The organism is Paenibacillus pabuli NBRC 13638 (genome assembly GCF_001514495.1).
GTDB lineage: Bacteria > Bacillota > Bacilli > Paenibacillales > Paenibacillaceae > Paenibacillus > Paenibacillus pabuli.
The window spans coordinates 79,223-102,448 of the sequence record NZ_BCNM01000008.1; the positions used below are offsets into that span (position 1 = coordinate 79,223).

The 23,226-nt window shown below is 45.7% G+C and carries 19 protein-coding genes and 2 pseudogenes; 3 read left to right on the top strand and 18 right to left on the bottom strand.

The window, feature by feature from the left end; translation table 11 throughout:
• Nucleotides 1-5 precede the first annotated feature (5 nt).
• Both PPA03S_RS12625 and PPA03S_RS12630 read right to left on the bottom strand, forming a co-directional pair.
• Nucleotides 6-1,233: pseudogene (locus PPA03S_RS12625) on the bottom strand (CynX/NimT family MFS transporter).
• Nucleotides 1,234-1,454: 221 nt separating this feature from the next.
• Complete coding sequence (locus tag PPA03S_RS12630; protein ID WP_062323351.1) at nt 1,455-2,015, bottom strand: helix-turn-helix domain-containing protein; 561 nt, start codon at nt 2,013-2,015, stop codon at nt 1,455-1,457.
• Between the two features lie 339 nt (nt 2,016-2,354).
• On the opposite strand from PPA03S_RS12630, the pseudogene PPA03S_RS34375 reads away from it, so the two are divergent.
• A pseudogene (locus PPA03S_RS34375) lies at nt 2,355-2,447 on the top strand (hypothetical protein); the annotation flags it as partial.
• A 67-nt stretch (nt 2,448-2,514) separates the two neighbouring features.
• On the opposite strand, the gene PPA03S_RS12635 reads toward PPA03S_RS34375, so the two are convergent.
• A complete protein-coding gene (locus tag PPA03S_RS12635; protein WP_062323353.1) occupies nt 2,515-3,240 on the bottom strand; it encodes a PA5033 family protein in 726 nt (241 codons plus the stop codon).
• A 732-nt stretch (nt 3,241-3,972) separates the two neighbouring features.
• On the opposite strand from PPA03S_RS12635, the gene PPA03S_RS12640 reads away from it, so the two are divergent.
• Nucleotides 3,973-4,917: an NAD(P)-dependent oxidoreductase gene (locus tag PPA03S_RS12640; RefSeq protein ID WP_062323355.1), complete on the top strand. Its 945-nt coding sequence runs from the start codon at nt 3,973-3,975 to the stop codon at nt 4,915-4,917.
• Between the two features lie 699 nt (nt 4,918-5,616).
• Here PPA03S_RS12640 and PPA03S_RS33295 read toward each other — a convergent pair.
• Complete coding sequence (locus tag PPA03S_RS33295) at nt 5,617-5,763, bottom strand: hypothetical protein (RefSeq protein ID WP_167666022.1); 147 nt, start codon at nt 5,761-5,763, stop codon at nt 5,617-5,619.
• 721 nt (nt 5,764-6,484) lie between these two features.
• Between PPA03S_RS33295 and PPA03S_RS12650 the strand changes: the two genes are divergently transcribed.
• A complete protein-coding gene (locus PPA03S_RS12650) occupies nt 6,485-6,859 on the top strand; it encodes a hypothetical protein (protein ID WP_062323359.1) in 375 nt (124 codons plus the stop codon).
• Between the two features lie 88 nt (nt 6,860-6,947).
• On the opposite strand, the gene PPA03S_RS34230 is transcribed toward PPA03S_RS12650, so the two are convergent.
• From PPA03S_RS34230 to PPA03S_RS12715, 14 genes are all read right to left on the bottom strand, one after another.
• Complete coding sequence (locus PPA03S_RS34230) at nt 6,948-7,082, bottom strand: hypothetical protein (RefSeq protein WP_281189044.1); 135 nt, start codon at nt 7,080-7,082, stop codon at nt 6,948-6,950.
• A gap of 166 nt (nt 7,083-7,248) precedes the next feature.
• Entirely contained in the window at nt 7,249-8,424 is a 1,176-nt protein-coding gene (locus PPA03S_RS12655) for a serine hydrolase domain-containing protein (RefSeq protein WP_217998938.1), read from the bottom strand.
• Nucleotides 8,425-8,634: 210 nt separating this feature from the next.
• On the bottom strand, nt 8,635-9,303 hold the full coding sequence (locus PPA03S_RS12660) for a pentapeptide repeat-containing protein (RefSeq protein WP_245683593.1): 669 nt from the start codon (nt 9,301-9,303) through the stop codon (nt 8,635-8,637).
• Nucleotides 9,304-9,415: 112 nt separating this feature from the next.
• The gene (locus PPA03S_RS12665; protein ID WP_062323361.1) at nt 9,416-10,081 is read right to left on the bottom strand and encodes a TetR/AcrR family transcriptional regulator; all 666 of its coding nucleotides are present in this window, start codon (nt 10,079-10,081) and stop codon (nt 9,416-9,418) included.
• A 245-nt stretch (nt 10,082-10,326) separates the two neighbouring features.
• Nucleotides 10,327-11,493, bottom strand: coding sequence for an MFS transporter (locus PPA03S_RS12670; protein WP_062323363.1), 1,167 nt, complete (start codon nt 11,491-11,493; stop codon nt 10,327-10,329).
• A gap of 16 nt (nt 11,494-11,509) precedes the next feature.
• Nucleotides 11,510-11,902, bottom strand: a complete 393-nt coding sequence (locus PPA03S_RS12675; protein ID WP_062323624.1) for a MerR family transcriptional regulator — start codon at nt 11,900-11,902, stop codon at nt 11,510-11,512.
• Between the two features lie 398 nt (nt 11,903-12,300).
• Nucleotides 12,301-15,558 carry a hypothetical protein gene (locus tag PPA03S_RS12680; protein WP_157284129.1) on the bottom strand — a complete coding sequence of 1,086 codons (3,258 nt, stop codon included), beginning with the start codon at nt 15,556-15,558 and terminating at the stop codon, nt 12,301-12,303.
• Between the two features lie 25 nt (nt 15,559-15,583).
• Entirely contained in the window at nt 15,584-16,591 is a 1,008-nt protein-coding gene (locus PPA03S_RS12685; protein ID WP_062323365.1) for a zinc-dependent alcohol dehydrogenase, read from the bottom strand.
• A gap of 26 nt (nt 16,592-16,617) precedes the next feature.
• A complete protein-coding gene (locus PPA03S_RS12690; protein ID WP_062323366.1) occupies nt 16,618-17,481 on the bottom strand; it encodes a carbohydrate ABC transporter permease in 864 nt (287 codons plus the stop codon).
• The gene (locus tag PPA03S_RS12695) at nt 17,475-18,452 is read right to left on the bottom strand and encodes an ABC transporter permease (RefSeq protein ID WP_062323626.1); all 978 of its coding nucleotides are present in this window, start codon (nt 18,450-18,452) and stop codon (nt 17,475-17,477) included. Before PPA03S_RS12695 ends, PPA03S_RS12690 begins: the two co-directional genes overlap by 7 nt.
• Before the next feature lie 88 nt (nt 18,453-18,540).
• The gene (locus PPA03S_RS12700; protein ID WP_062323368.1) at nt 18,541-20,130 is read right to left on the bottom strand and encodes an extracellular solute-binding protein; all 1,590 of its coding nucleotides are present in this window, start codon (nt 20,128-20,130) and stop codon (nt 18,541-18,543) included.
• Nucleotides 20,131-20,200: 70 nt separating this feature from the next.
• Complete coding sequence (locus PPA03S_RS12705) at nt 20,201-21,073, bottom strand: Gfo/Idh/MocA family protein (protein WP_062323370.1); 873 nt, start codon at nt 21,071-21,073, stop codon at nt 20,201-20,203.
• Nucleotides 21,070-22,161 carry a dihydrodipicolinate synthase family protein gene (locus tag PPA03S_RS12710; protein WP_062323372.1) on the bottom strand — a complete coding sequence of 364 codons (1,092 nt, stop codon included), beginning with the start codon at nt 22,159-22,161 and terminating at the stop codon, nt 21,070-21,072. The genes PPA03S_RS12705 and PPA03S_RS12710 overlap by 4 nt, the downstream gene beginning before the upstream one ends.
• Nucleotides 22,161-23,177, bottom strand: a complete 1,017-nt coding sequence (locus PPA03S_RS12715) for an NAD-dependent epimerase/dehydratase family protein (RefSeq protein ID WP_062323374.1) — start codon at nt 23,175-23,177, stop codon at nt 22,161-22,163. Before PPA03S_RS12715 ends, PPA03S_RS12710 begins: the two co-directional genes overlap by 1 nt.
• Between the last annotated feature and the right edge of the window lie 49 nt (nt 23,178-23,226).

The following is a 23,226-nucleotide window of genomic DNA, read 5'->3' on the forward strand; positions in this document are numbered from 1 at the left end:
CGTTATCATCCTTTCCGTGGCAGCTCGTAACTACTTCGGCTACCTACAAAACGATTACTTGCTGCTCCTATACCCACTAAAAAGAGTAAGACCGAAGCCCCTAGCAGAATGAAAAGTGGCAGGTTCCAACTATTTGTCGCATCATGCAGATATCCTATAAGGGCGGGACCGATTGCGGCAAGAAGATATCCGATCGATTGGGCCATGCCAGATAGTTCCGCTGCTTGATGCGCATTTTCAGTCCGCAACCCGAAAAACATCATGGACAAACTAAAGGCGAAGCCTCCACCAATTCCGAGTATAATGATCCACAACAGAATGATATTGGAGTTTCCGTAAAGAAGTCCGAGCGTTCCCGTCAAAAGCAAAATGGTTGTGATGACCACTAACAAACGTTGATTAAACATGCGCCCGGCAATAACGGGGACAATAAAGGTAAATGGAAGCATCGCTAACTGCATGATGGAGAGGTACCATCCTGATTGGTTTGAGCCAATTCCTTGCTCTTTTAAAATTTCAGGCAACCATGCGATTAGCACATAGAAAACCATGGACTGTATACCCATAAACAAGGTTACTTGCCAGGCAAGCGGGGATCGCCAAACATTGACATCGTTGCTGACCATCTTTTGACTCGTCTTGGCTGTTTGTTTCGTTTGATTTCTTAATTGGGGTAGCCAACAGAGGATCGATACAAAGCTTAGAATCCCCCATATTCCCAATGCTCCCTGCCATTTTAGACCTGCGTTCACGGCTAGCGGTACACTGATTCCCGATGCAATTGCTCCACATAAATTCATTGAAATGGAGTAAACACCTGTCATGGAGCCAATTTTATCTGGGAAATCCCTTTTGATTATACTTGGCAATAATACATTACATACGGCAATTGGCCAATCCAAGAACTGCTGTCCCAATAAACAGATTAACTGCCCCAGATAATGAACGTATTACAATACCAGCAGTCAGAAAGATTAGGGCAATCAAAATGATACGCTCTACCCCATATCTTCGTCCTAATTTTGGTACCAGAGACGATAATAAAGCAAAGGTAAGCAAGGGTACAGTTGTGATCAGGCCCGCTAATGTATTTGAAATATGAACGTCATCCCTTATAAGACTCACTAATGGTCCGACTGAGGTTAAGGGAGTACGTAAATTAGCTGCAATAACAATAATGCCGAGAATGATCAGCCCTATAGAGGACGGTACGTTTTTTTGTTTATTCGGCATTCTTCATTTCTCCTTCCTGAATTCTTACGTATTATATTTGCTTCCTGCTGATTGAAAAAAATTTGCTATAACATCCGCGCGAACAACAAAAGTATATTATAATACATTATTTTTAACAAGAAGTATTTTATAACAGACTGGAACTTATCTAAAACAAAAATAAAACTCCGAATTCCCGTCATGGAATTCGGAGTTTTATTTAATAAGCAGATTTTCAACTTTTAGAAACCATATTTCAAGGATATATGGAGCACTGTTTCGCTATTCGTATGATTGGTATAAGAGTGAGGATAATCTGCACGGAAACTGATCGTATCATATTGATTCAATGTGTAAATATCTCCATTGACTTGTATCTCAATGGAACCAGTCATTACAGTCGCAATTTCAGTTGTATTCACATGATGACCTTCAGGGTAATACGAGCTATTTGGCTGTAAGTATGCCCGACACATTTCAATATCGTTGCTTTTAAAGACGGGTTCAATGATCCAATTTTTTTCATCATTAGAAAACCGCAGTCCTTCGCCTGCGCGATACAAACTAACAGGTTTCTCTGATTTGAACAAAGCCAATAGCGGTAAAGATATGCCTTTTGAAATTTTCCATATCATTGCCAAAGTTGGATTTGTATCGCCACGTTCGATATTTCCCAGAGTAAGTTTGCTTACGCCCGTTAATTCCGATAAGTCGTCTAAGGTCATGTTTTTTTCTTTTCTGTACTTTTTCAAGGCACCGCCGATTTGTAATACAATTTGTTTTGATTCATCGATTTCATCCATTTAATATTCACCTCAACAAAAAACTGTATAGCTAGTATATTGTTTATCTAGATTCTTTTCCATACTTCCCTAACGTACTTAAATGGTTCACAAGTTCAATATAAAATAAAATCTCGATAAAAGAAATTGTCTCTCATCTGTATAACCAATTTTTCAAATCCAGGAAAGAACCCCCACATCAATATTTCTGCCGATTTTCATTTGATAATTGAAGACAAGAACAAATAACGGGAAATTACAACTTGGCTAGATGTATTTTCCCCCTTCTTAAACGACGTTTGAAAGAACATACCTATTCTATTCTTTGTCTTTGGTTCATTCAAGTAACTTGATAAATTTCACGTCATGAGACTGGTGAATGAAACCGTTGATGAAGTTCGAATCGCAGAGCAGAAGCAACCGCCAGCGTCGAAGCACATCAATCTGAAATAAAAAAAGCCCAGGAAGAACTTAATCAGTCTGGGCAATTTTTTGATATTTTTTTGAGAAAATTCGGACTTTATATGCCGTAATTTGTTTTCAAACGGTCGTTGATAGCAAAGGTACCTAAGTATGTCGAATAGATAATTTCATTTCCTGCAACGTTATCATGGTTATAAATACCCGCAAGCGTCCAATTGGCAGGCATGTCGTAAGTGTCCCAAGTGCCTGTGATTTCGTGGAAAATTTTAATACCGCCGACGACTCCCATATTCAATGCGATTTCGGCACCGGGTACACCGTCCAAATCGGAAATGCCCCCTGATATGAGAATCCAATTGGCGCCCACGTCATAATCTTTCATGGTTCCTGTTTTATCATGCAGGAATCTAAGGTTTCCGTTAACGTTAAACACTAACTCTGCTCCAGCAACGCCGTCTGTATCTGCAATGCCTCCTTTTAAGAGCCACCAATTGGTGTTCATCGGGTAGCTGCTCGTTGTCTGTGACGCGTCATGTACAATTTTTACAGTACCGCTTACATTAAAGATAAGATCAACCCCTGGAGCTCCGTCCGTATCCGCTGCACCCATTATAAACCAGTTGCTTGCAAGTGGGTATGTACGGGAGCTGCCGTCGGATTCTTTAATGGTGATATTGGAGCCGCTATTATAGACGGTTTCAATAGCTCCGTCGCCATCCGTATCCCAACCGCCCATTACAATATCGGCTGCGTAACTCGTGGGCAAATACGCGAAGAACAGTAGTGTGGCCATTACAAATAGACCCAGTAACCTTTTTTTCATTTGATAATCCCTCCAATAGTAAATTTGTACTTACGAAGAGAATACTTCTATTTATAAGATGAAAACACCTTCTTTTAATGTAAATTTTGACAAAAATTTACCGCTAGCATTTCACTAATCTTATCTGGATGTTCATAATCTTCTGTCTTTACATTGTCTCGCACCGATCAAGGAGCCACAAGGGAAATTGTCATCAGGTTACTATGATCGCGAAGCTGCTTAATATGTGCAGGGATCTAATAAAGAATATTCATGGCTGTATGCGGCTACGCGTCTAAGAGCCAGGTGTATTGAAAAAGAAAAAAAGCCCCTGATTCTTGAAGATCCACACGCTCTGTGTTATGTACAATGTTGTTGAACAGCTGAAGGTACACATCAAATCGTTCTGGCTGCTGACGAAAAGCAACCGCTGGTTAGTGTGATTCGAATAGACTCTAAATTACCCATATTATAGTTCACAAAGTAGTTGAGTTTTACAACATTATACTTTATGTTTAAAATTATTCTTAATAAAGACGTGGGGGCAAATGTTTTTTCACTGGAGAGTCCTCGTCCTGATTACTGTTGAAATGGCAAGAACAGCAAAGTCTTTTCCATTGCTCCAAAAGTTCTTTTATTATCTTATATTACGTTAGCTTGGAAATAATTATAGCTTCATTAAATGGATAAAATGACGAGCACCCAAACGGGTTTCTTCGAAGAATGATAAAGGTTATGAAAGGTGGTTTAACAATGAAGATTCTCATCGTTGGCTATTTTAACGAGACCGCAAAATCAAATATTACAAGGTATTTTCCGCAAGACTGGAACGTTGTTGTTGTCCCGCCCGGAAAAGAAATGCTGCATCATGTTGAAGATTGCCAGGTAATCATCCCTGAACATATTAAAGTGGATCACAGCCTGCTTTCTAACGCAAAAAAACTAAAATTGGTCCAGACGGGTGCAGGATTTGATAATGTAGATGTCCCTGCCTGTACACAGCTCGGCATTTGGGTGGCCAATGCTGCAGGAGTGAATGCACAGGCAGTGGCCGAGCACGTAATGGCACTGATATTGTCTTATTATAAAAACATACCGTTTCTTGATACTTTCATGAAAAACAAGATGGATGAAAATCAATTGGATTATACAGGGAGTGAATTAAAGGACAAAACGATTGGGATTATCGGTTTGGGCGCTATCGGAAAAAAGGTAGCTGCGTTTTGCAGGGTTTTTGATATGAATGTGCTGGCTTATGCGAGAAATGCTGTTGTACAATCGGACGGTTTTGTGAAAATGACGGATTTCGATACTCTTGTAAGCACATCGGACATAATCAGTGTACATATACCCTTGAATCAGCAAACCAAACAGATGTTCGACAAAGCGGCATTCAAGAAAATGAAGAATACCACTCTTTTTATCAATACAGCCCGCGGCGGGATTGTCAACGAAAGAGACTTGATTGATGCATTAAAAAACGGGGATATTTCAGGCGCTTGCCTGGATGTGTTTGAATCTGAACCGCTTCCTATTGACAGTGAGCTCCGGAATCTGGGTAATGTGATACTTACTCCCCATACTGCAGGAATGCCTGATGGTCGGAAATTTCATAAAAAAAGATATGATTTCTTTATAAATAATATAAAACGTATAGAAAACGGTGAAGAGCCTGAAAGCAAGCTTAATCAGTTATGATAGTTTTGGTGCAATAAAATATAATGGAAAGGGGGACACGGCAGCGTTGCAGACAGGCCAGCAGTTGCATAATTTGTTTCAATCGAAAATTTCGGCGATCACCTTCGGAACCTCCTCCACGATACCGGCTTGGAAGAAAGCACCGACGGGATGGGAATCCACACCTGCTGGTTCTCATAGAATCATGCTAATCCAACTTTTACAGTCAACAAAAATGGTTGATCTATTGCGCTAACCTGCCCGTTAGCTTAATAAAACAGATAAATATTCTAATCGACATGGTACCTTGTTCTTAATCTTTACGAATGGAACAAGTTCTTCCTTAGACATAAAAACCTGTTTCCTGATACAAAAAAGTTTTTAAACAGTGAATTCTTATATTCATGTGCTTTATTTAGCCACATGAGTTCCATCATGATACTATTTAGATATATACCTAATTCGAAATGACACAATGTTCTTGTACTTTTCGGCAATCGGACTATGTTTTTGTCACCCAACAATTTATTTTTCTATGCTTATTTCATTATCTTATGCATTTTTTTCAATGCATAATGATAATGAAATAACCTCAGCTGGGTTAACCGAGCTGAGGTTATTTCACTTACCACTATTGGAGTCTTTTGATTCCGTTGATTTTCGCATCAGGGGCTTCGAATCCCCCCTAATTGGGAACTACCAGAGTCACACCTAGCTTCTTCATTTAATAACTTCAACCTTTTTATCCCCTGCTGACTTCGCTACCTCTAACGTTGTTTTACCTTGGATAGCGACTATCACGCCAGCAGCCAGCATAGAGACGATTAAAGCTGCGCTGAGGGCTGTGGAAATTTTCTTCTTGACCATAACCATACCTCCCATATCTATTATTGTAATAAGCGACTCAAGACTATGACGAGCCGAGGGTGACTACATGACTGTGAAAAGGAGATAATCCAACCTAAATTTACATGGTGTCCATCACCCAACACTATGTTTCGTTAATCAAAATCGGTTATTACTGAGATTTCACTAATATATTACAATATTTTACTTTTTTTGTTGGGTAATCCACCTGATGATTGTATTATAACGTACTGACAATGATTGTAAAACGATTTTTTTCCTTGGTTCAAATAAAAGAATTACCATTTTTATCATAAAATCTTCTGTGAGTAAGATTACCTTTCTCATCTATTTTATCCATATTAAAAAAGCGGAACGCACTCTTCCATGATTCAAGGACCGTTGAAAAATCATCATCATCACGCATTCATTATATGACTTCCCCATTCGCCTCATGACTAATCATTAATAGGACCCTGTTCTTGTTCATCGACATTTAGACCTTCTGAAAGAAACGGAATGTATTCATCATTGTAATCCGACCAATGAATACAACACCCCCATTCATTACTCCGTGTCCCCAAGAATAAATGGTCGCCAGCTTGAGCATGACTTTTTTTGAACTGTCTACTTTACTTGACAGGGTGTGACCAAATTAGCGCCCTTCTATGGGCCCCCACCCATTCCCCTGCTCGAATGTCTACATACAATACACTAGACTAATGAACAGGAGTGATGTTATATGACATTTTTACCTCCTTTTGGACCTGGCGGAGGATTTGGCGGACCTGGGAGTCCCGGAGGACCCGGTGGAGTGCCTGGTCCTCCATCATTCCCTGGAGGTGGAGGCGGCGGACCACAAGGCGTGCAGGCACCTACCGGGCCGCCCCCATCATTCATTCCACAGCAACCCGCTTCGTTGTTTGCAGTAGATCCAAGAGCCATATCCGGCTGTCTGTTTCGCTACACATATATTTGGCCGAATCGTGGTCCCGGCTTCTGGATGTTTCCGGTATTTGTCGGCAGAAATTCGGTGGCTGGCTTCCGCTGGAATGGCTTCTTCTGGCTGTACAGCGGCATTGACCTGCAGCGAATCAGCTCGTTTAGCTGTTTCTAGAATTAATCACCCTGTATGCGGATCAATCCGCATACAGGGTGATTGACATTTATTTTATAAGGATAAATATCCGTTAGCTACTCAACCATTAAGGTGCCTTCATTATATATTGCGGATGAAACAGAGAGGCTGCTCCAATCAGCCCTGCTTTATTGCCTAGCTTAGCTGGAATGATCTGCGTATGTTTAAAAACGATCCTACTTACAAGCCATTCTTGCTCCATAATACCGCCACCAACACTGCAAGAGGACTGAAAATATCAATCAGCGTTGCAATTCCTCTAGATACTTCAAGCTCCGAGTTTTACAACAAAGAAAGTATGTCAAGTTCGCTTTACCCCATGCGTATTCGGAAGGAGTCCATCCTCAAGGCGTACGGGGCCACGCTGCTCAGCCCTGTTTACCGCCCGCGTCAGCCGACCCGGCCAGCCCGCCGCCGAACACCTCTTCGACGAGCCTCTGCGTCGCCTTCTGGAATGCAACTGCCAGGGACATTGCGACGTCGTCCACATAGTTCACGGAGGCGGTCAGGGTCTTGCTGCCGTCGGGCGTACTGTACATCAGTGCCGCGTACCCCGAGATGCCGCCGTTATGGGTGATGATGGTACCATCGCCGTTCGGGCTAACGTCCTGCACGAACAGCCCCAAGCCATAGCCGATTTTGGGATACGGCTTGCACATCTCGGCCAGCAGCGAGGCCGGGAGGAGCTTGCCGCCCATCAGCGCGGAGATGAACGTGTGGAGATCCTGGGTGGTCGAGATCATGTCACCTCCGGTTGAGATCCAGGAGGGGTTCTGGCGGGTGACGTCGACCGTCTTCTGCTCGCCGGCGTCCTCGTACCTGTAGTAGGCGTGGGCGTGCGGTCCGGGGATCTCCGGCTGGGTGTCTGGTACCACGGTACCCGACAGCCCAAGCGGCCCCAGAATCAGCCGCTGCATCTCCTCGGCGAGCGAGCTGCCGGAGACCTTCTCGATCAGCAGTCTGGCCAGCACGTAGTTGGTGTTGGAATAGCTCCAGTCCGTTCCCGGCTCGAATCGCACCGGCTTGGACAATGCCAGCCGTGCCAGCTCCTCCGGCAGGTAGGTCTTGAACCGGTTGTCTACCCACTCCTGGCCCTGCCAGGGGATCCCCGGCACGACCGTCCCGTCTTCGTAGTATTCGCCGGTGAAGTTGAACACCCCGCTGGTGTGTTGCAGCAGCATCCGCACCGTGATCCGCTGGTCCAGCCCGAACTCGGGCAGGTAGTCTACCACCGGGTCATCCAGCCCGATCCTGCCCTCGGCAACCAATTGCAGCACCACGGTCGCGGTGAAGGTCTTGGTGTTGCTGCCTATCCGGAAGCGCCCGTTTGTAGGCGGCTTCGCCGCCTCGCCCAGCCTGCTCACCCCGGCGCTGCCGACCCACTCGCCCTGCTCATCGTGCACGCGCAGCTGCACCCCGAGGAAACCGGAATCGACGATCTCCTGGATGGCCTTCTGCAGCTCCGGGCGATCCTGCCCGGCAGCGAATCTTTTTTCCTTCATATTTTCTGACGAACTAAAGTCTTCTGTTGTTATCTTTTCCATTTAGTTTCCCTCACTTTACTTTTTTATCAGTCCTATTGTTTTAAACTATAAATTCTCTTCCTGCTTGGCGTTTTCCCGTATCTGAGAATCCGCTTGTGTTCTTTTACTATAGAAGGCTCCGAAACGTCACCTTTCAGCACTTGGAGCTGCTTGTTGGATTTTTGCAGTCCTTTTACTTGAATGGTCTTGGTTTGCATCGGATCCCCTCTCTTAAATGACTGTGACTTTTGACAAATTGGCATCCATGCCTTTGAGAGAAGCAAATGTCAGTTTATCCATCGTCGCGCCCTCAAAGCAGATCGTTTTGATCATGCGATAGTACTTCTTAGTAAAGGTAAACCCCGGGTGGAAAGAAACATTATTTAATGTAGCACCCTTGAACGAAGCATTGCTTAATCCCGCTCTGTCAAACTTCACTTCAATAAACGTCTGTCCGTCGAAACGCTGCCCGCTCAGATCGGAGTACTTGAAGTCAACCCCGTCAAATAAACAGCCTTCAAATAACGTTGTTTTAAGAGCGGTCGTCGCTAACGTGACGTCGGTCAGTCTAGCTCCCGTGAATTTAGCTCCTTCAAGCTGCGAACTGTTGAAATTGGTTCGTACAAGAATCGACTTGTTGAAGCTTGCATTCGAAAGGTCAAGCGCTAAGAAGCTGCAGTCCGTTAGATTCGCGCCATCAAAATTGGCATTGCATACATCGCTGCCCTTAAACGAACTGCCGGTCAAATCCGCGCCCGAAAAGTCGGAACGGTGAAGCGCGCTGCCGTTAAACTGTCCTTTATGGGCCGTAACGCCCGCTAAGTCGCTCTTCGCCAGGTTGCTTCCGCTAAAGTTGATCACGACTTGCCGCTCCAGTGAGCGGGAGGTCTTCTGATTCATAACATTTACATCTCCTTATAAAATGTTTTCTTACAAGCGCTTTAAGTCTGAATCACTTATACATACCAACCGACGGTATGTATAGGTGAAAAATAAGCTGCCTTTCGACAGTTTACTTCTCTATGCTGACTTCTCTAGCCGACATACGAAATAGTTCCTCGTATCGTTGAAACATTTGCTCATCGAACAGGTCAAGCCCCAGACCTTTCAATATTTCATCGAAAAACCTTACCTTGCGCAACATCATCTCGGGCGAAGCTGGGATAACCGCCGGGTTTAGCCACAGATTGGTGAGAATTATCAACACTTCGCTTAGCTCCCTAGGATAGTCGGTTCGGATCGAGCCGTCTCGCATACCTTGTTCGATAATGGGCTGGATATAGACGGGTATGGCTTTTTCGATCATGTTCTCGATCTGTGCCGCCAGCATCTTCGGATTGCGTAAGAGATTCGGAGTCACCGATGCCAGTTCATCTTGGGCGGGATTGTCGAGTGAGACGCGGGAAATCTTGCGAAGCTTTTCCAGTCCGTTCAGCTCTTTGTCGTCCCGGATACCGGACAGCATATTATCAGCACCTTGGAACAAATGGTCGGTGACAGCCTGCAGAATCTCCTCCTTCGACTTGAAGTGATGGTAAATTGCCCCTTTTGTCAGCCCACCCAGCTCATTAATGATATCCTGAATGGACGTCTGCTCGTATCCTTTTTGTATGAACAGGTTAAGAGCCACGGTTAGAATTTGGTTGATAGTTTCTTCAGGATATTTATTCCTTGCCATTCGCCTTCTCCTTTCATACATTCGGTTGGTATGTAAAAAATATATCCGATCATCCTTTTAATGTCAACACCAAAACAAAAACATTTGATTTGGGTGTTCGGGCGCGAAGCAGCTCTTCAGTTAACCTTTCAAGATCATTTAGTGGATGAATGTATCACCTACCAACGTAATCCACCTTATATATCCTTACCACGCATTCCACATGTATTGAAGTGCTATGTGTGGGAGACTTGTAATCCTGTTACTCAGTAGTGACCTTCTATTCTTTTTGCATCAAAGAGCTTGATTTTCATTCTAATGCACATAAATGCAAGGGTCAGAAACAATAAACCGCTCCATATAATCTGGTGTGTTCCAATCCGAGATAGGAACCAGCCTCCCAAGGTGGTTCCTATTGTGACACCCAAATTTGCAAAAGATACGAATAAGCTATTGGAAAACTCGGGCGCTTCTGAAGCCTCTGAGGTTATCCATGTTTGACTTACAATGAGTCCTCCGGTGAACACTGCTCCCCATGCCATAATAATAAGGATCATCGGAATGGTATGGCTTCCCGCAATAAATATCAGCAAATAAATAATTCCGAGAAGTATAGGATAAAAAAGGATTGTTTTAACGACACTTTTGCCTAATAACTTAGCTGCCTGTAGATTGCCGATCACTCCGCTTGCTCCAAAAAGAATCAACATAATGCTTATCATTTTACCGTTCATGCTTGTCACTGCCGTAAGATATTCAGCAAAATAGGAGTATACAGCGTACAGTGCAGCAAGAATGAAACTGGCTGCAGCAATATTAAGCCATAATTGAGGTTTTACCAGAACCTTCAGCTGGTTCCCGTAGGATAGTTTCTCTTCTACTGGCATGGATGGGATCCATTTTAAAATTCCCGCAAAAGCGATGGCATTAATGACAGCGGAAAAGAGAAAGGCAGCTTCAAGTGAAAACTGATCACCTATAAATGATGTGATCGGTACGCCCAATACCATCCCCACTGTTAGCCCAGTAAAAACTTTGGCCACAGCTGTGGCACGTTGCTCTTCTGGAACTGAGCTTGCAGCTGCCGCAAATGCGACTGAGAAATAAACCGGATGAAAAAATGCGGGTAGTAGTCGAAGTAACAATAAGACCGTATAGTTGGGAGCAAAAGCCGAAAGTACATTGGAAATCACAAAAATTACAAGTATACCTGCTAGAATTTTTTTGCGGTTTATTCCAGAAAATAATAAAGTCATGAATGGACCAGAAATGGCAATGATCAGTGCAAACAGGCTAACAAGCATACCTGTTTGCGAAACGCTGACTTGAAAGTGCTTCGAGATCTGCGGTAAAATGCCCACAACGCCAAACTCGGTATTCGTTATGCCAAATACGCCGAGGGCAATGATGGATGTTAGCAATGACTTTTTCATTAGGATGTCCCCCTGTCTATTTATTTGGCCGGTTATTCAAATAATTATTTTCCATTTCCTTATATGTAACGATTTTATTTGCAAGCAAATTTAGATTGTTCTGAAGCTCAATCATATGTTGTTGAACTTCTTTATAATGCTCTTCGAGAAATTTCCTCCTTGCTGTTAAAGTTGAATCCCCCTGCCTCCTAAGTTCGGCGAGTTCAATCATTTTTTTGATTGTCATTCCTGTGGCCTTCAGTCGATTCAAAAATTCAATCCAAGTGATATCTTCTATTGAATAACACCGATATCCATTTTTATCGCGTTGAATTGAAGTAATAAGATTCATTTTTTCGTAATACCGAAGTGTATGAACACTTAGACTTGTAGCAGCAGCAACCTGTTGGATGGTTAGTAATTTGTCCATGAACACAGTATAAACTTTCGAGTTAACTCTAATGCAAGCTCTTTTGATAAATTCTCTTTCTCGTCCATTGAAAATAAACTCAAGCAATGTTGAGCTTGAGTTTTACGAATTTTTAAGGTAAATGTGGCTTCAATATGTTACTTCCTCACCAGCAACACACAGCATTCCAAATGTCTCCCTTCCTTAAAAGAGTTTTCATCCATTTATCCTATCATAATGCCTCAGAGCGAGTAGGAGAAACCATTATTGGAACCGAAAAAAAGACATTGTCATGTGCTATGACAATGCCTTATCGTTTACAGACTTGCTATCCCCTGCTCCAAACCTGTATTGAGCGTATTACGCATGCAAGTCTGGTCGTTATCTGGATGTGGACGAACTCCTCTTTTCAAATAAAATTAAAATTGGGACCCAAACTGTACCAACAGCTCAGCATGTTCTTGTGCTAATTCCTTACCACTTTTGGCTTGCACTTGATGGATAAATCCGTTTATTGCGCCTTTTTTTCCTCCCTCGTTACCCGATTCCTCGGCTCTTTGTACTTTTAACAGTTGATCCTTCAGTCTCTCAGCCAGCGCTTGATCATTAGCTAGGAACTTGTCTATAAGACCTGCAATGCCTTCATAGGTAAGGATCACTTCATAAGAAAAAGAGGAGTTTTCCACGTTCCCGGCTATATCATTCACGGAAGCATTAACCAAATGCCCCCCCATACCCGTTAAATAGGCGGGGCTATCTGCAAGCACAGCATCGCAATCACTTTTGGCTACACCTGATAATGCATCCTGAGCGGAGCATTCGATCCGAATCACATCATCCACTTCATAAACGGGTTTTCCTGAAAATTCGATGACGGGGGCTGTTTTGTCTATCTTGACTTCAGTAGTCGAAGGCAGCCCGGATACGCCATAAGCCGATTCTGCCCAATACGTTACTGAAGTTACGCCTTCTCTGCTTACTGTAAACTCCGTGGTACCGCCTGCGGTCTCATGCTGTTCAATCCTCTCAGCACCCGTAGTCTCGTAGAAGAGAGAGGCTGCTCCTTCCGAGTTCAACGTTATGGAAACATCTCCATTGTTCCAACCTTGCTCATTTGCCTGTGGACTAAAGGCAACTTCAGTCAAGGGAGCAGGAGTATCCTTAACAGTTACGGAAAAATCGTCATAGTACGCTGTTGAGATATTATAGCGGCTGGTTACTGCGATCAGTCTGGCATAAGCCGTTCCTTCCGGTGCCGTACCGCGCAGGGTTACTTTTTGCCATTGGTGGAGTCGCGATTCATCCAGATGCGTTTCCAAAGTGGACAAACTCTGCCCTTCCGCATTATAAAATCTGAACATGAACCCGGGCTGGCCGGATTCAATATAAATTTGGGTGCTTGCGGTATACTCTCCTCCAGGTGATACTGCGATAGGATCGCTTTGCACCGCGACGGACGCAGTACGAATCAGATCCGTTGTTTTCAGGCTGTAATCACCCGCATAACGCTTGTCGCCGCTTCGCTCAAAATGAGCATCCCCGCTGGTCGCAAACATCGAAGTCCAGCCCGGTAGCTTTCCGTTCCCATCCGGCGCCAGCTCCACCCCGGCATTGTTTACCGGCAAAGGCACCCCCGGCGGATCGGGTACAATCTCTCCATCGATATTAATTCTATAGAGAACCGTATTCGTTGCGAGATCGGTGAAATACAGATTGCCATCCATTCCAAGATCGAATCTCGATGCATCCGTTAACGTTCTGAAATCCAGCGTTTCTGGATCAATTACCGTTAGCTTGTTGTTAAACAGTACATACAAAAGTCCGTCTTCCGACCAACGCATCGGATGATGGTGCCACTGGGTGTAATAAAGTTTTGGATAGATTTTTTTATATTTTACAAGTTTGTACGTGTCCGGATCGATGGCAAAAATATATTCATAGGATGCTCCCCAGATCAGTCCATCCGGTCCGAGAGACAGGTCCCCAATAAAGATTGGATCGATAAGTTCGGGAATATCCAGGGTAAACTCCGTAATTTTTTGCTCGTTCTGGACATCCCATACGAAAATTTTGGCCTCCTGCTCGCTTGGCGTGGAGCCCAGTCCGCCCCTGATGGTCGTAGATCCAAAAATCTTTCCGTCCACATAAGCGGTACTGAGCACACTCTGATTCTGAACCACATTGCGATGGACTTTGGTTTCCCCTGTCACTGTATCATGGACCGTAAGTGATCCTCCCAGCGTACCGTATCCGGAGATGGTCGAAATAAACAGTTTACCGTCCCCTTCAGACATATGCACAAGCCGTTCCTGATCGTTCCCGAGCACCGCGAGACGCTGCGGATTCGTACTCCCAGGTTCTTGATTCAGATCATAAACGTACAAGCCACCTTCCGGATAAACACCCATATAGACTTTGTTTCCAATCGGGTACACACTGTCCGCCTGACCTATGCTGAAAGGTTTTGCCGTCATAGTTTCTAAGTCAACCAACGAAGATCTAGCTTGTGAACCCGTTGTTATCAGTTGCGTATCCGATACACTTTGAAGCCGATTGACAACGCCCGGCAATCCCGGGATAATCGGCGGTTTTACAATTACTTTTTTGGTATCGATATTCAGCATGGCTACCCCGCCGTCATAACGGACCGTAACGAGCGTTTTACCTGGCAGTTCTGGATTGTTCTGAAACTCTACCCAGTCCGCCCCCCTGAATCCGCTCTCATAGGTCATGCCGGTTTCCTCTACTTGGTGTGTGGAAAGGTCAAAGGTTTTCAATTTTTTCTCTGACATGTAATACAGCTTTCCATCCACCGAGTCGGTCGCATGAAGACCAGTTACCTGCTGGAGCTCCACATCAAGCCATGATCCTGTTGTCGTATCGTAGATGTAACCTTCACCCGGTATACCGCTTCCGTCCGTATAACGGGCGAACAAATAACGGTTATCAATCGTACTCAGATCGTATACCGTATCGTTTTTGACGGCAAGCGAAGCGGCGATATTCGTTTTCTCGCCTGTAACCAGATCCACACGCACGATCTGTTCGTGGGCGGTACCGGCATAAATATATCCTCCCTGGTAAGCGATGGAGCGGACATATTCCTGATCCAGCGCGCCAATAACGCGGTCGTAATCCCTCACTTGCTTGGTAGCAGGGTCATATTGCCAAACTTTGCCACCAGGATAAGTCCCGACGTATACTCTCCCCTGTTCATCCGTCGTGATGCTGTTGGAGACAGACTGCCCCTCAAATGCAGCCACTTGAACGGCCTCATGGGTGACTGGAGAATACTCCCATAATCGTGCGCCCGATCCTTCGGCCGCCACATAAAGCGTACCATTCGGCGCAACGGTATGAGCCCATGAGCTTTCGGATGGCGCAAGAGAAACGGTCCGAAGCAGTTTGTACTCATCCAGGTCTATCACATTCAGATAACCTGGCTTACCTTTGCTCGTGGCATACATCACAGGTTTTCCATCCTCGTAACCTACGGTTCCGTTAAAGACAGCTACGGTGTAGTTGTTGGGAACAAGCAATTCTTCGGGTTCGCTGAAGTTTTTTTGAGCAAGTTTGGATGCCTCCGCTTTGGCAGGAGCAGGCTGTACGGGAAACATTACAAAAACAAGTAAACAACTCATGAACATGGTGATCAGGTTGAAAAAAGGCTTTTTCATCACTTATCTCCCCTTCCTCATGTCATTAAAAATACTTGATCAACGTAGCTAGTGCCCCTTGAGCCGAGTCGGATTGGTAATTTCCGTAGGCTTCAAACGCCTCTTCCAACGCAAACATATGCGTGATGGCAGGACTTACCGTGATTCGCTTATCGGCAAGCAACCTTACGTACTCTTCCATATTTCTTCCTTCCGTCCACCGCACGAAACCGATGGGATAATCCTGATTGTCTTTCTCGTATTGCATATCGTACCTTCCGGGCCCGCCCGCTCTCGAGATCAGGATCTGCGCTTCTTTGCGAAACATCAAATCTCTTGAAAACTCCATGGACAAATCACCAACGATCACGACTTTCCCCCGGTCACGAAGCCACTCAAGCGACTTGTTAATCAATGTTTCTCCGGGTCCGCCAGCACACAAGAGGATGGAATCAAATCCGACTCCCCCCGTCTCGTTCAACACAAAACGTTCCACTTCCTCTTCACTTGAAAAGCCTGCTTCAATTCCCATCTGCCCCTGAAGCAGCTGCACCCGTGCTTCGCTCAAATCGTATGCAGCAGTGTGGCATGCAGCCGCTGAGGCAATTTGGGCGACAAGATTACCGAGGATACCCAGTCCAACGACAAGCACCTTGTCGCCGAACCTCACGTCGGCTGTACGCAGCGCATGTATGGCAATAGCCCCGAGCCCTGTAAATGCGGCCTCCTCAGGTTTGACATGATGAGGCACTTTGGTTACCAGATTGGTCGGTACCGAAATCACTTCTGCATGTCTTACGAAAGGCACACCGTAACAAGCCACTCGATCTCCCGGAAGAATATCCCTGACTTCACTTCCCGTTTTTTCCACAATCCCGACCGCACTATAGCCAAGATATACGGGAGATAAGCCAGATCTCTTAATGGCACTCATCTCCGTACCGGGACTAATACCTGAATATTCCGTTCTCACTTGGACATGTCGTTTGTTCAGTTCGGGTATCTCCTCTTGCAGTATCGTGACTTTTCCTTCCTTCGCGGCAACGGTTTTCATTCGATATGGCTCCTCCTTATGTCTATTTAGCCTTTTTCCGAACCGAGCATCACCCCTTTAGCGAAATACTTTTGGGCAAATGGATAGATGAGCAGAACGGGGATCATGGAAAGCACGATGGTTGCATTTTTGATGGACTGAGGGGCCAGAGCTGAACGATCCACGAGTCCCGCGTCGTTTTCTGCGCTGTAGATTAACATATCCCGCAGCACAACCTGCAAAGGGTATTTATCCGGATCGTTCAGGTAAATCAGCGGCAGGAAAAAGCTGTTCCAATGCCCCATGAAATAAAAAAGACCGATGGAAGCAAGCGCAGGCTTGGATAAAGGAATAACAATATTGAACAGAATCCGGTATTCGGAAGCGCCGTCGATCAGGGCCGCTTCGCGTATCTGGGAAGACATGTTTTCGTAGAAGCTTTTTAGAATGATCAGCTCCATTGTCCAGATGGCATTGGGAAGCACGAGGGCCCAAACCGAATCCGTTAACCCCAGCTGCTGCACGACCACATAAGTGGGAATAATGCCGGGATTCAGGAACATGGTTAGAACAATGGTCATCATAAAGAACTTACGTCCGAAAAATCCTTTTTGGGACAATGGATAAGCGGCGACAGCCGTAAAGAGTAAATTCACAAACGTACCGAATGCCGTATAAAAAATTGAATTCAGATAGGCTCTTGGGATCGTGTCATTTTTAAGCACCTCGACATAAGCCTCCAAGTTAAGACCCTTTGGAAAAAGGAACACCTTACCCTGAACGACCGCTGCTGTATCGCTTAAAGAAACGGCTGTAATGTACACGATGGGATAGAGTGTCGCTACAGCAACAAGAATGAGTACCAGCGTGTTAATGACTCCAAAAATAGATATTCTGCGCTCTCCTACCATAAGCCGTTTCCTCCCAGCCGTTTGCTGATCGCATTAGCGGATAATAGCATCACCATTGCCACCAGCGCTTCGAAAAGCCCTACAGCAGCTGCGTAACTGTAATTCGATTCAAGCAGTCCTTTACGGTACACATATGTTGAAAATACGTCAGCAACGTCATAGGTCATCGGATTGTAGAGCAGCAGTACTTTCTCATAACCGACACGAATCATGGAGCCGGTTTTGAGTATGAACATGATGAGCATCGTGGGAAATAATCCGGGTAGCGTAATATGACGGATCATGTGAAAACGACTGGCCCCGTCCACCTTGGCCGCTTCATAGAGTGTAGGACTGATCCCCGCAATCGCCGCTAGATAAATGATCGATTCGTATCCCGCGTTCGCCCAAATTTCCGAAATGACATAGATCGGACGGAACCACCCCGGATCAACGAGAAAGTATTTTTTCTCGAAACCGAACGCAGCCAGCATTTGATTCAAAATACCATGGTTCGGAGACAGAAAATCGATGATCATGCTGCTGATAATGACGACGGACAGGAATGCCGGCAAATAACTGAAGGTTTGAACGGATTTTTTAAACCATTTGTTTCTGACTTCGTTAAGAAGAAGGGCCAGCATGATTGGAAAAGGAAAACCGAAAATAAGCGTATACAACCCAAGCAGCAGCGTGTTCCGGAACAGCATCCAGAAATCTTGGTTCGTAAAAAACTTGATGAAATGCTCAAATCCCACCCATTCACTGCCAAGCACTCCCGTAAACACACTGTAGTCTTTGAAGGCAATAATCAGTCCATATAGTGGCCCGTAACGAAAGATGACGTAAAATAGGATGCAAGGAAGAAACAGCAGAAGCAGCTGCCTGTCGCGCTTGATATGATTCCACGTTTTTCTAAAACGGCTTCTGAAGCTCTTCTTTGGCACTGCTTTATGATAAGCTGTCGGATGTTCCGTGCCGATGTCTGCCATAAGATTTTCGCCTCCAATACCTTTTCCCATAAGGAGAGAACCGTTCCATGCATCGTCCCCTCCTGTTGATTCACAGGCTTAAGGCCTTTTATTTGGACTCATCGTATCTTTTTTGAGCTTCATTATAAATCGCCATCAGTTCCTCCACGCCGCCTTTGCTGATTTGGGCTTTGAAATCTTCCCACTCGGCATCTCCGTATCCGGCGTCAAGAATATATTTCGCGTTAAATTCTTCAGCTGATTTTTGCAGCGAGGTCTGCAGCTCGGCAATCTTGGAAGTTTCTTCGTCCGTAAAATTAAGGATGGGATCAAGCGGTTCGAAACGATCCTCGTTCACGATTTTATCTTGCGCCTCCTGCTCTTTTTCCGAGAAACGATAGTAAATGCTTCGATGGTCCGGTCTTAGGTAAGCTCCTTCCAGCCACATGGCATAACGATCCTCAAGCACGGTAATATCCACAAGTGGAAGATCCTTCAGTTCAGGGTATACCGGATATCCATCTTCGCCCCATTCGAAGTTAACCCCTTCCACCCCGATGGTCATCAGTTCACTTCCGGATGGGCTGGTCAGATAGTCGAGCAGTTTGAGCGAGGTTTCCGTATTTTTGTTCTTGGCTACGGCAACGCTGAAATCCGAAACTTCTGGCAGTGTTCTGATATTGCCGGTCGGTCCGACGGGATTCGCATACCTGAGATCATAGTCTGGATTTTGCTCTTTGATCTGGTTGTAAAAGAGATCCAGGCGTCCAATCCAGTCAAATGTGACAAACGATTTGTCCGTCGTCATCTTGGTCGTCCAGGAATCCTGCGTATCCGTCAAAAATTCCGGATCAAGCAGTTTTTCGTTGTACAGTTTCTTCATGAAATCGAGCATGTCTTTATGCTCTTGCTGTACTGCAGCGTACTTCCAGGTGCTGTCTTTTTCATCGTAATAGGCCGGGTACTGATCCGTGTTGCCGAGCCCCCAGCCGAAAGCCCAGTCCCTGAAGATATTGGCCAAGCTTTTTGATGCGTAGGGGTAAGAATCGGGATAAGCTTCTTTTACTTTTTTCAAAGCTTCGTAAAACTCATCCGTATTTGTCCATTCCTTAATACCAAGCTCATCAAAGATATCCTTCCTGTACATGAATCCGTGATTCACTTTGCGATTCAGATTGTAAATAGGCCAGGTATATACATTGCCGGCTTCATCGCCGAAGGATTTGATGACCCAGTCGTTTTCTTCCATATATAACTTTTGGAAGTTAGGGAGTTGATCGGCGTATTCATTGATGGCAACTACACCATTTTGTCTACCGATTTTTTTGAGTTCGGCCGGTTTTAACCCTGTAAAAATGTCCGGCAGCTTACCGGATGCGACAATAACTTTTAATTTATCCTGATAGGTTTGCGGGGAATAGGTTTGAAAGTTAACTTTAATGCCGGTCCGTTTTTCAAGCTCCTGGACGACCAGTTTGCTCGGACCGAGATCTTTCGCGTTGCTTGGCAGCATGTAAGTAATGGTAGTCGGTTCATCTACAAGGGGCAAAGTCAAGCCGCCGGTATCACCGTACTGTCCGGGCTCCTGAGGCGGCAAGGCGGCAGAACCGCCTTTGTCCGTACCGCTGCTACATGCGGCAAGGATCGAGGTTAACAGCGTGGTCGCAAGCAGCATGGAAATCCTCTTTTTCAGCTTCATCAAACATTCCTCCTTCAGATAGGTGGATCTGATTAACTAGAATGCAAGGGTCACCCCATATAAGGCCATATCACATTTCCATGAGGGCGGTGCGTTTTTGAATACGGCTTTGCTCTGCACATTCCAAAAACCGGATGACTTCCAGCGTTTCAGAGGGATGAACAGTGCATACACCGTTTTTGAACAAATTCATGACAGACTTTAAAAGTTCTTTATAACTCGGTTCAATCGGGACATGCTTGGTGGCATTTCTGGTGTGCAGGCTTAGTCCAAAAGACTCTGCACCACGTTGGATTCCGCGGATCGTTCCCATTCTCCCCTCTTTCCAGGTTCCGGTAATGAGATCGTTGTGATCTGTGGAAAAGGCGGTCACTTCCCTGCATCCGGGGCCCATGATTCGAAACAGCAGTTCTGCCGCATGGATGCCGTACCAAAAATAATGCCCCTGTGTCGATTCAACGTGCATTGGGCCATATACGTCGACACCCAATATGTCCCCTCTTGTGCATTCAGGCAGGGCTTCTGCATAACGTAAACTTGAAGCACTCATTAACGGGGTTTGATACTCTTCTGCAAGTCTGATGATTTGACTTGCATCTGCCGTTGTCAATGCAAAAGGCTTATCGATAAATACAGGCTTCCGGTAAAGGCAGATTGCCCTGAATTGATCCAGATGCACCCTTCCGTCGGCACTCAAGATAAGGATAGCATCGGTGCTTTCCGCAACGTGCTGAGCGGTGGGCATCAATCTCACTCCGTATTCTTGCGTCATCCGGGCAGCGAAAGTGTTAACACGGCTCACGCTGAGCGGAAAATCCGGAGATCCGCCCGCATATGCGGCCGTCACGGTCACATTTGAAAAAAGAGTCTCCTGGCTTTCGTGAAGAATACGGGTGAATGCCAGGGCATGCGAACTGTCAAGTCCGATAATTCCGATATTCATGGCTGAGAAGCAAGCCTAAGCCACTCATCCAGATGCTGCTTCACAAAATCGTCATCATGGAGGTGAGGATACTGGCGGTATACACGATCGATTTCCTCTTTTTGTCCTTTGGATAAGGTCTCCTGCGGATTCAAGCACCAGATCCCTCTCATGAGACCCTGTCTTCGTAGAACTTCATGTATCCCTGGTATGCAGCCGGCAAACTGATGGGCGGGATCAAAAAGAGCGGCATTGGCATCCGTGATCTCCACGCTGCGCGTGAGCCATTCCGGTGACAACGGCGATCCCTCTTGCTTGCGGAGACGTTTCACTTCTTCCAGCAGCTGGACCGCTTTATGTGTCCAGACAGCGAAGTGACCCAGCAACCCGCCCACGATCTGTTTCTCAATGGTGCCTTCTTCCGTTTGGAACCGATAGGTAGTGAGTAGATCAATGAGGATGTTGTCGTCGTTTCCCGTGTACAGCGCAATTTCATCCCGACGGCTTGAGCAGCAAACCGCGCGCACGACATCGATGGTTTGATATCGGTTAAAAGGAGCCATTTTGATGGCGACGACATTATCGATTTCGGCAAAAGCCTGCCAAAAAGCGAAGCTCAACATACGGCCGCCGACGGAAGGTTGAAGATAAAATCCGATCACCGGCATGATTCCGGCTATCCTTTCCGTACGTCGAAGCAGGTCCTTCTCGCTCCATCTGTCAAGTCCACCCATGCTCAGCAGGGCAGCATCATATCCGAGGCCTTTGCTGATCTCAGCTTCTTTCGTCGCCTGTTCCATGTCCCCGCAGATGCCTGCCACTTTAATGAATGGCCGTTGCAGGCCGGCTTGCTCCGTTTCCTCCGCGGCCAAGCGGAGCACCCGTTCATAGAGGTTAACGCTGGGATCCCGAATCTCGAACTGGGTTGAATGCACGCCAACCGCAATTCCGCCGGCTCCTGAAGCGATATAGTATTTTGTCAGCAGTCTTTGATAAACTTCATCCAGCTCTCTGCGTTCATTCAAGGCCAGCGGATGAGCCGGGATGACCAGGCCTTCATGGAGAGCAGATGCCTGCTCCGGGGTAAGTGATGCTTGTGTTTTGTGCACTAAAACCTCCCCTTCCTTTCCGAAAAATGGGTTGGTTTGTTCCACGTATGTCCGCCTGATTCAACCCATTCGGCAATGAAATCAATCATTTCCAGCAAGCTTACTCTCGGATAACCGAATTCTCGATATGCCTTGGCTGCATTGCTGAGTAGAGCCGTTTCGGATTCGCTTCCATCAAACGATGGTGCAAGACCGAACCGTTTGGCAAACTGCTGCGCTGCCCAGCGAACCGAAATGGTTTCAGGGCCGGTTACATTCAAAATTTCGGGAGGGCTCTGGCACTTGAGCAGACTTCTTAACGCAATTTCATTGGCATCTCCCTGCCATATTACGTTGGCATGCCCCATCGCAAGCGACACTTCCTTGCCTTCGTGCACCTTTTTGGCAATTTCGAGCAGCACCCCATAGCGTAAATCAATGGCATAGTTCAAACGATACATCAGCATCGGCGTGCCATACTTGTGAGAGAAGTATTCAAATATCCGCTCTCTCCCCAGTGTGGATTGTGCATATTCACCGAGAGGTTCAGGGGTTACCGATTCATCTACTCCGCCGAGACCCACTGGGGAGAAGGGATAAACATTCCCTGAAGAAAAAACGACGATCCGCGAATCTTTATACTTTTCTGCCACTCTTCCGGGCAAGTAAGTATTCATTGCCCACGTAAAATATTCTCTACCCGTTGTACCAAATTTGTTGCCTGCCATGTATATGACGTTGTCCGCTTCAGGCAGCTGCATGAACTCTTGATCGTCTAAAAGATCACAGGAAATCGTCTTTACTCCAGCGCTTTCTAGATCGTTCTTCACCTCCTGATCCTGAAATCGGGATACAGCTGTCACCTTTTTGTTCATTCCTCCCGCCTTGATGGCTTCCGCGGCCAATCTAGCAAGACTTGGACCCATCTTTCCACCAGCGCCTAAAATAAGAAGATCCCCGTCCACTTTATGTAAGTCGTTGATTAGCCGGTCTGATGCCTCCGAAAGCTTTGCTTCCAATTCAGCCACGGTCTTCATCCGAATAAGGTCACCTCTCCTTGTTAAATCCTTATGATTGGATCATATG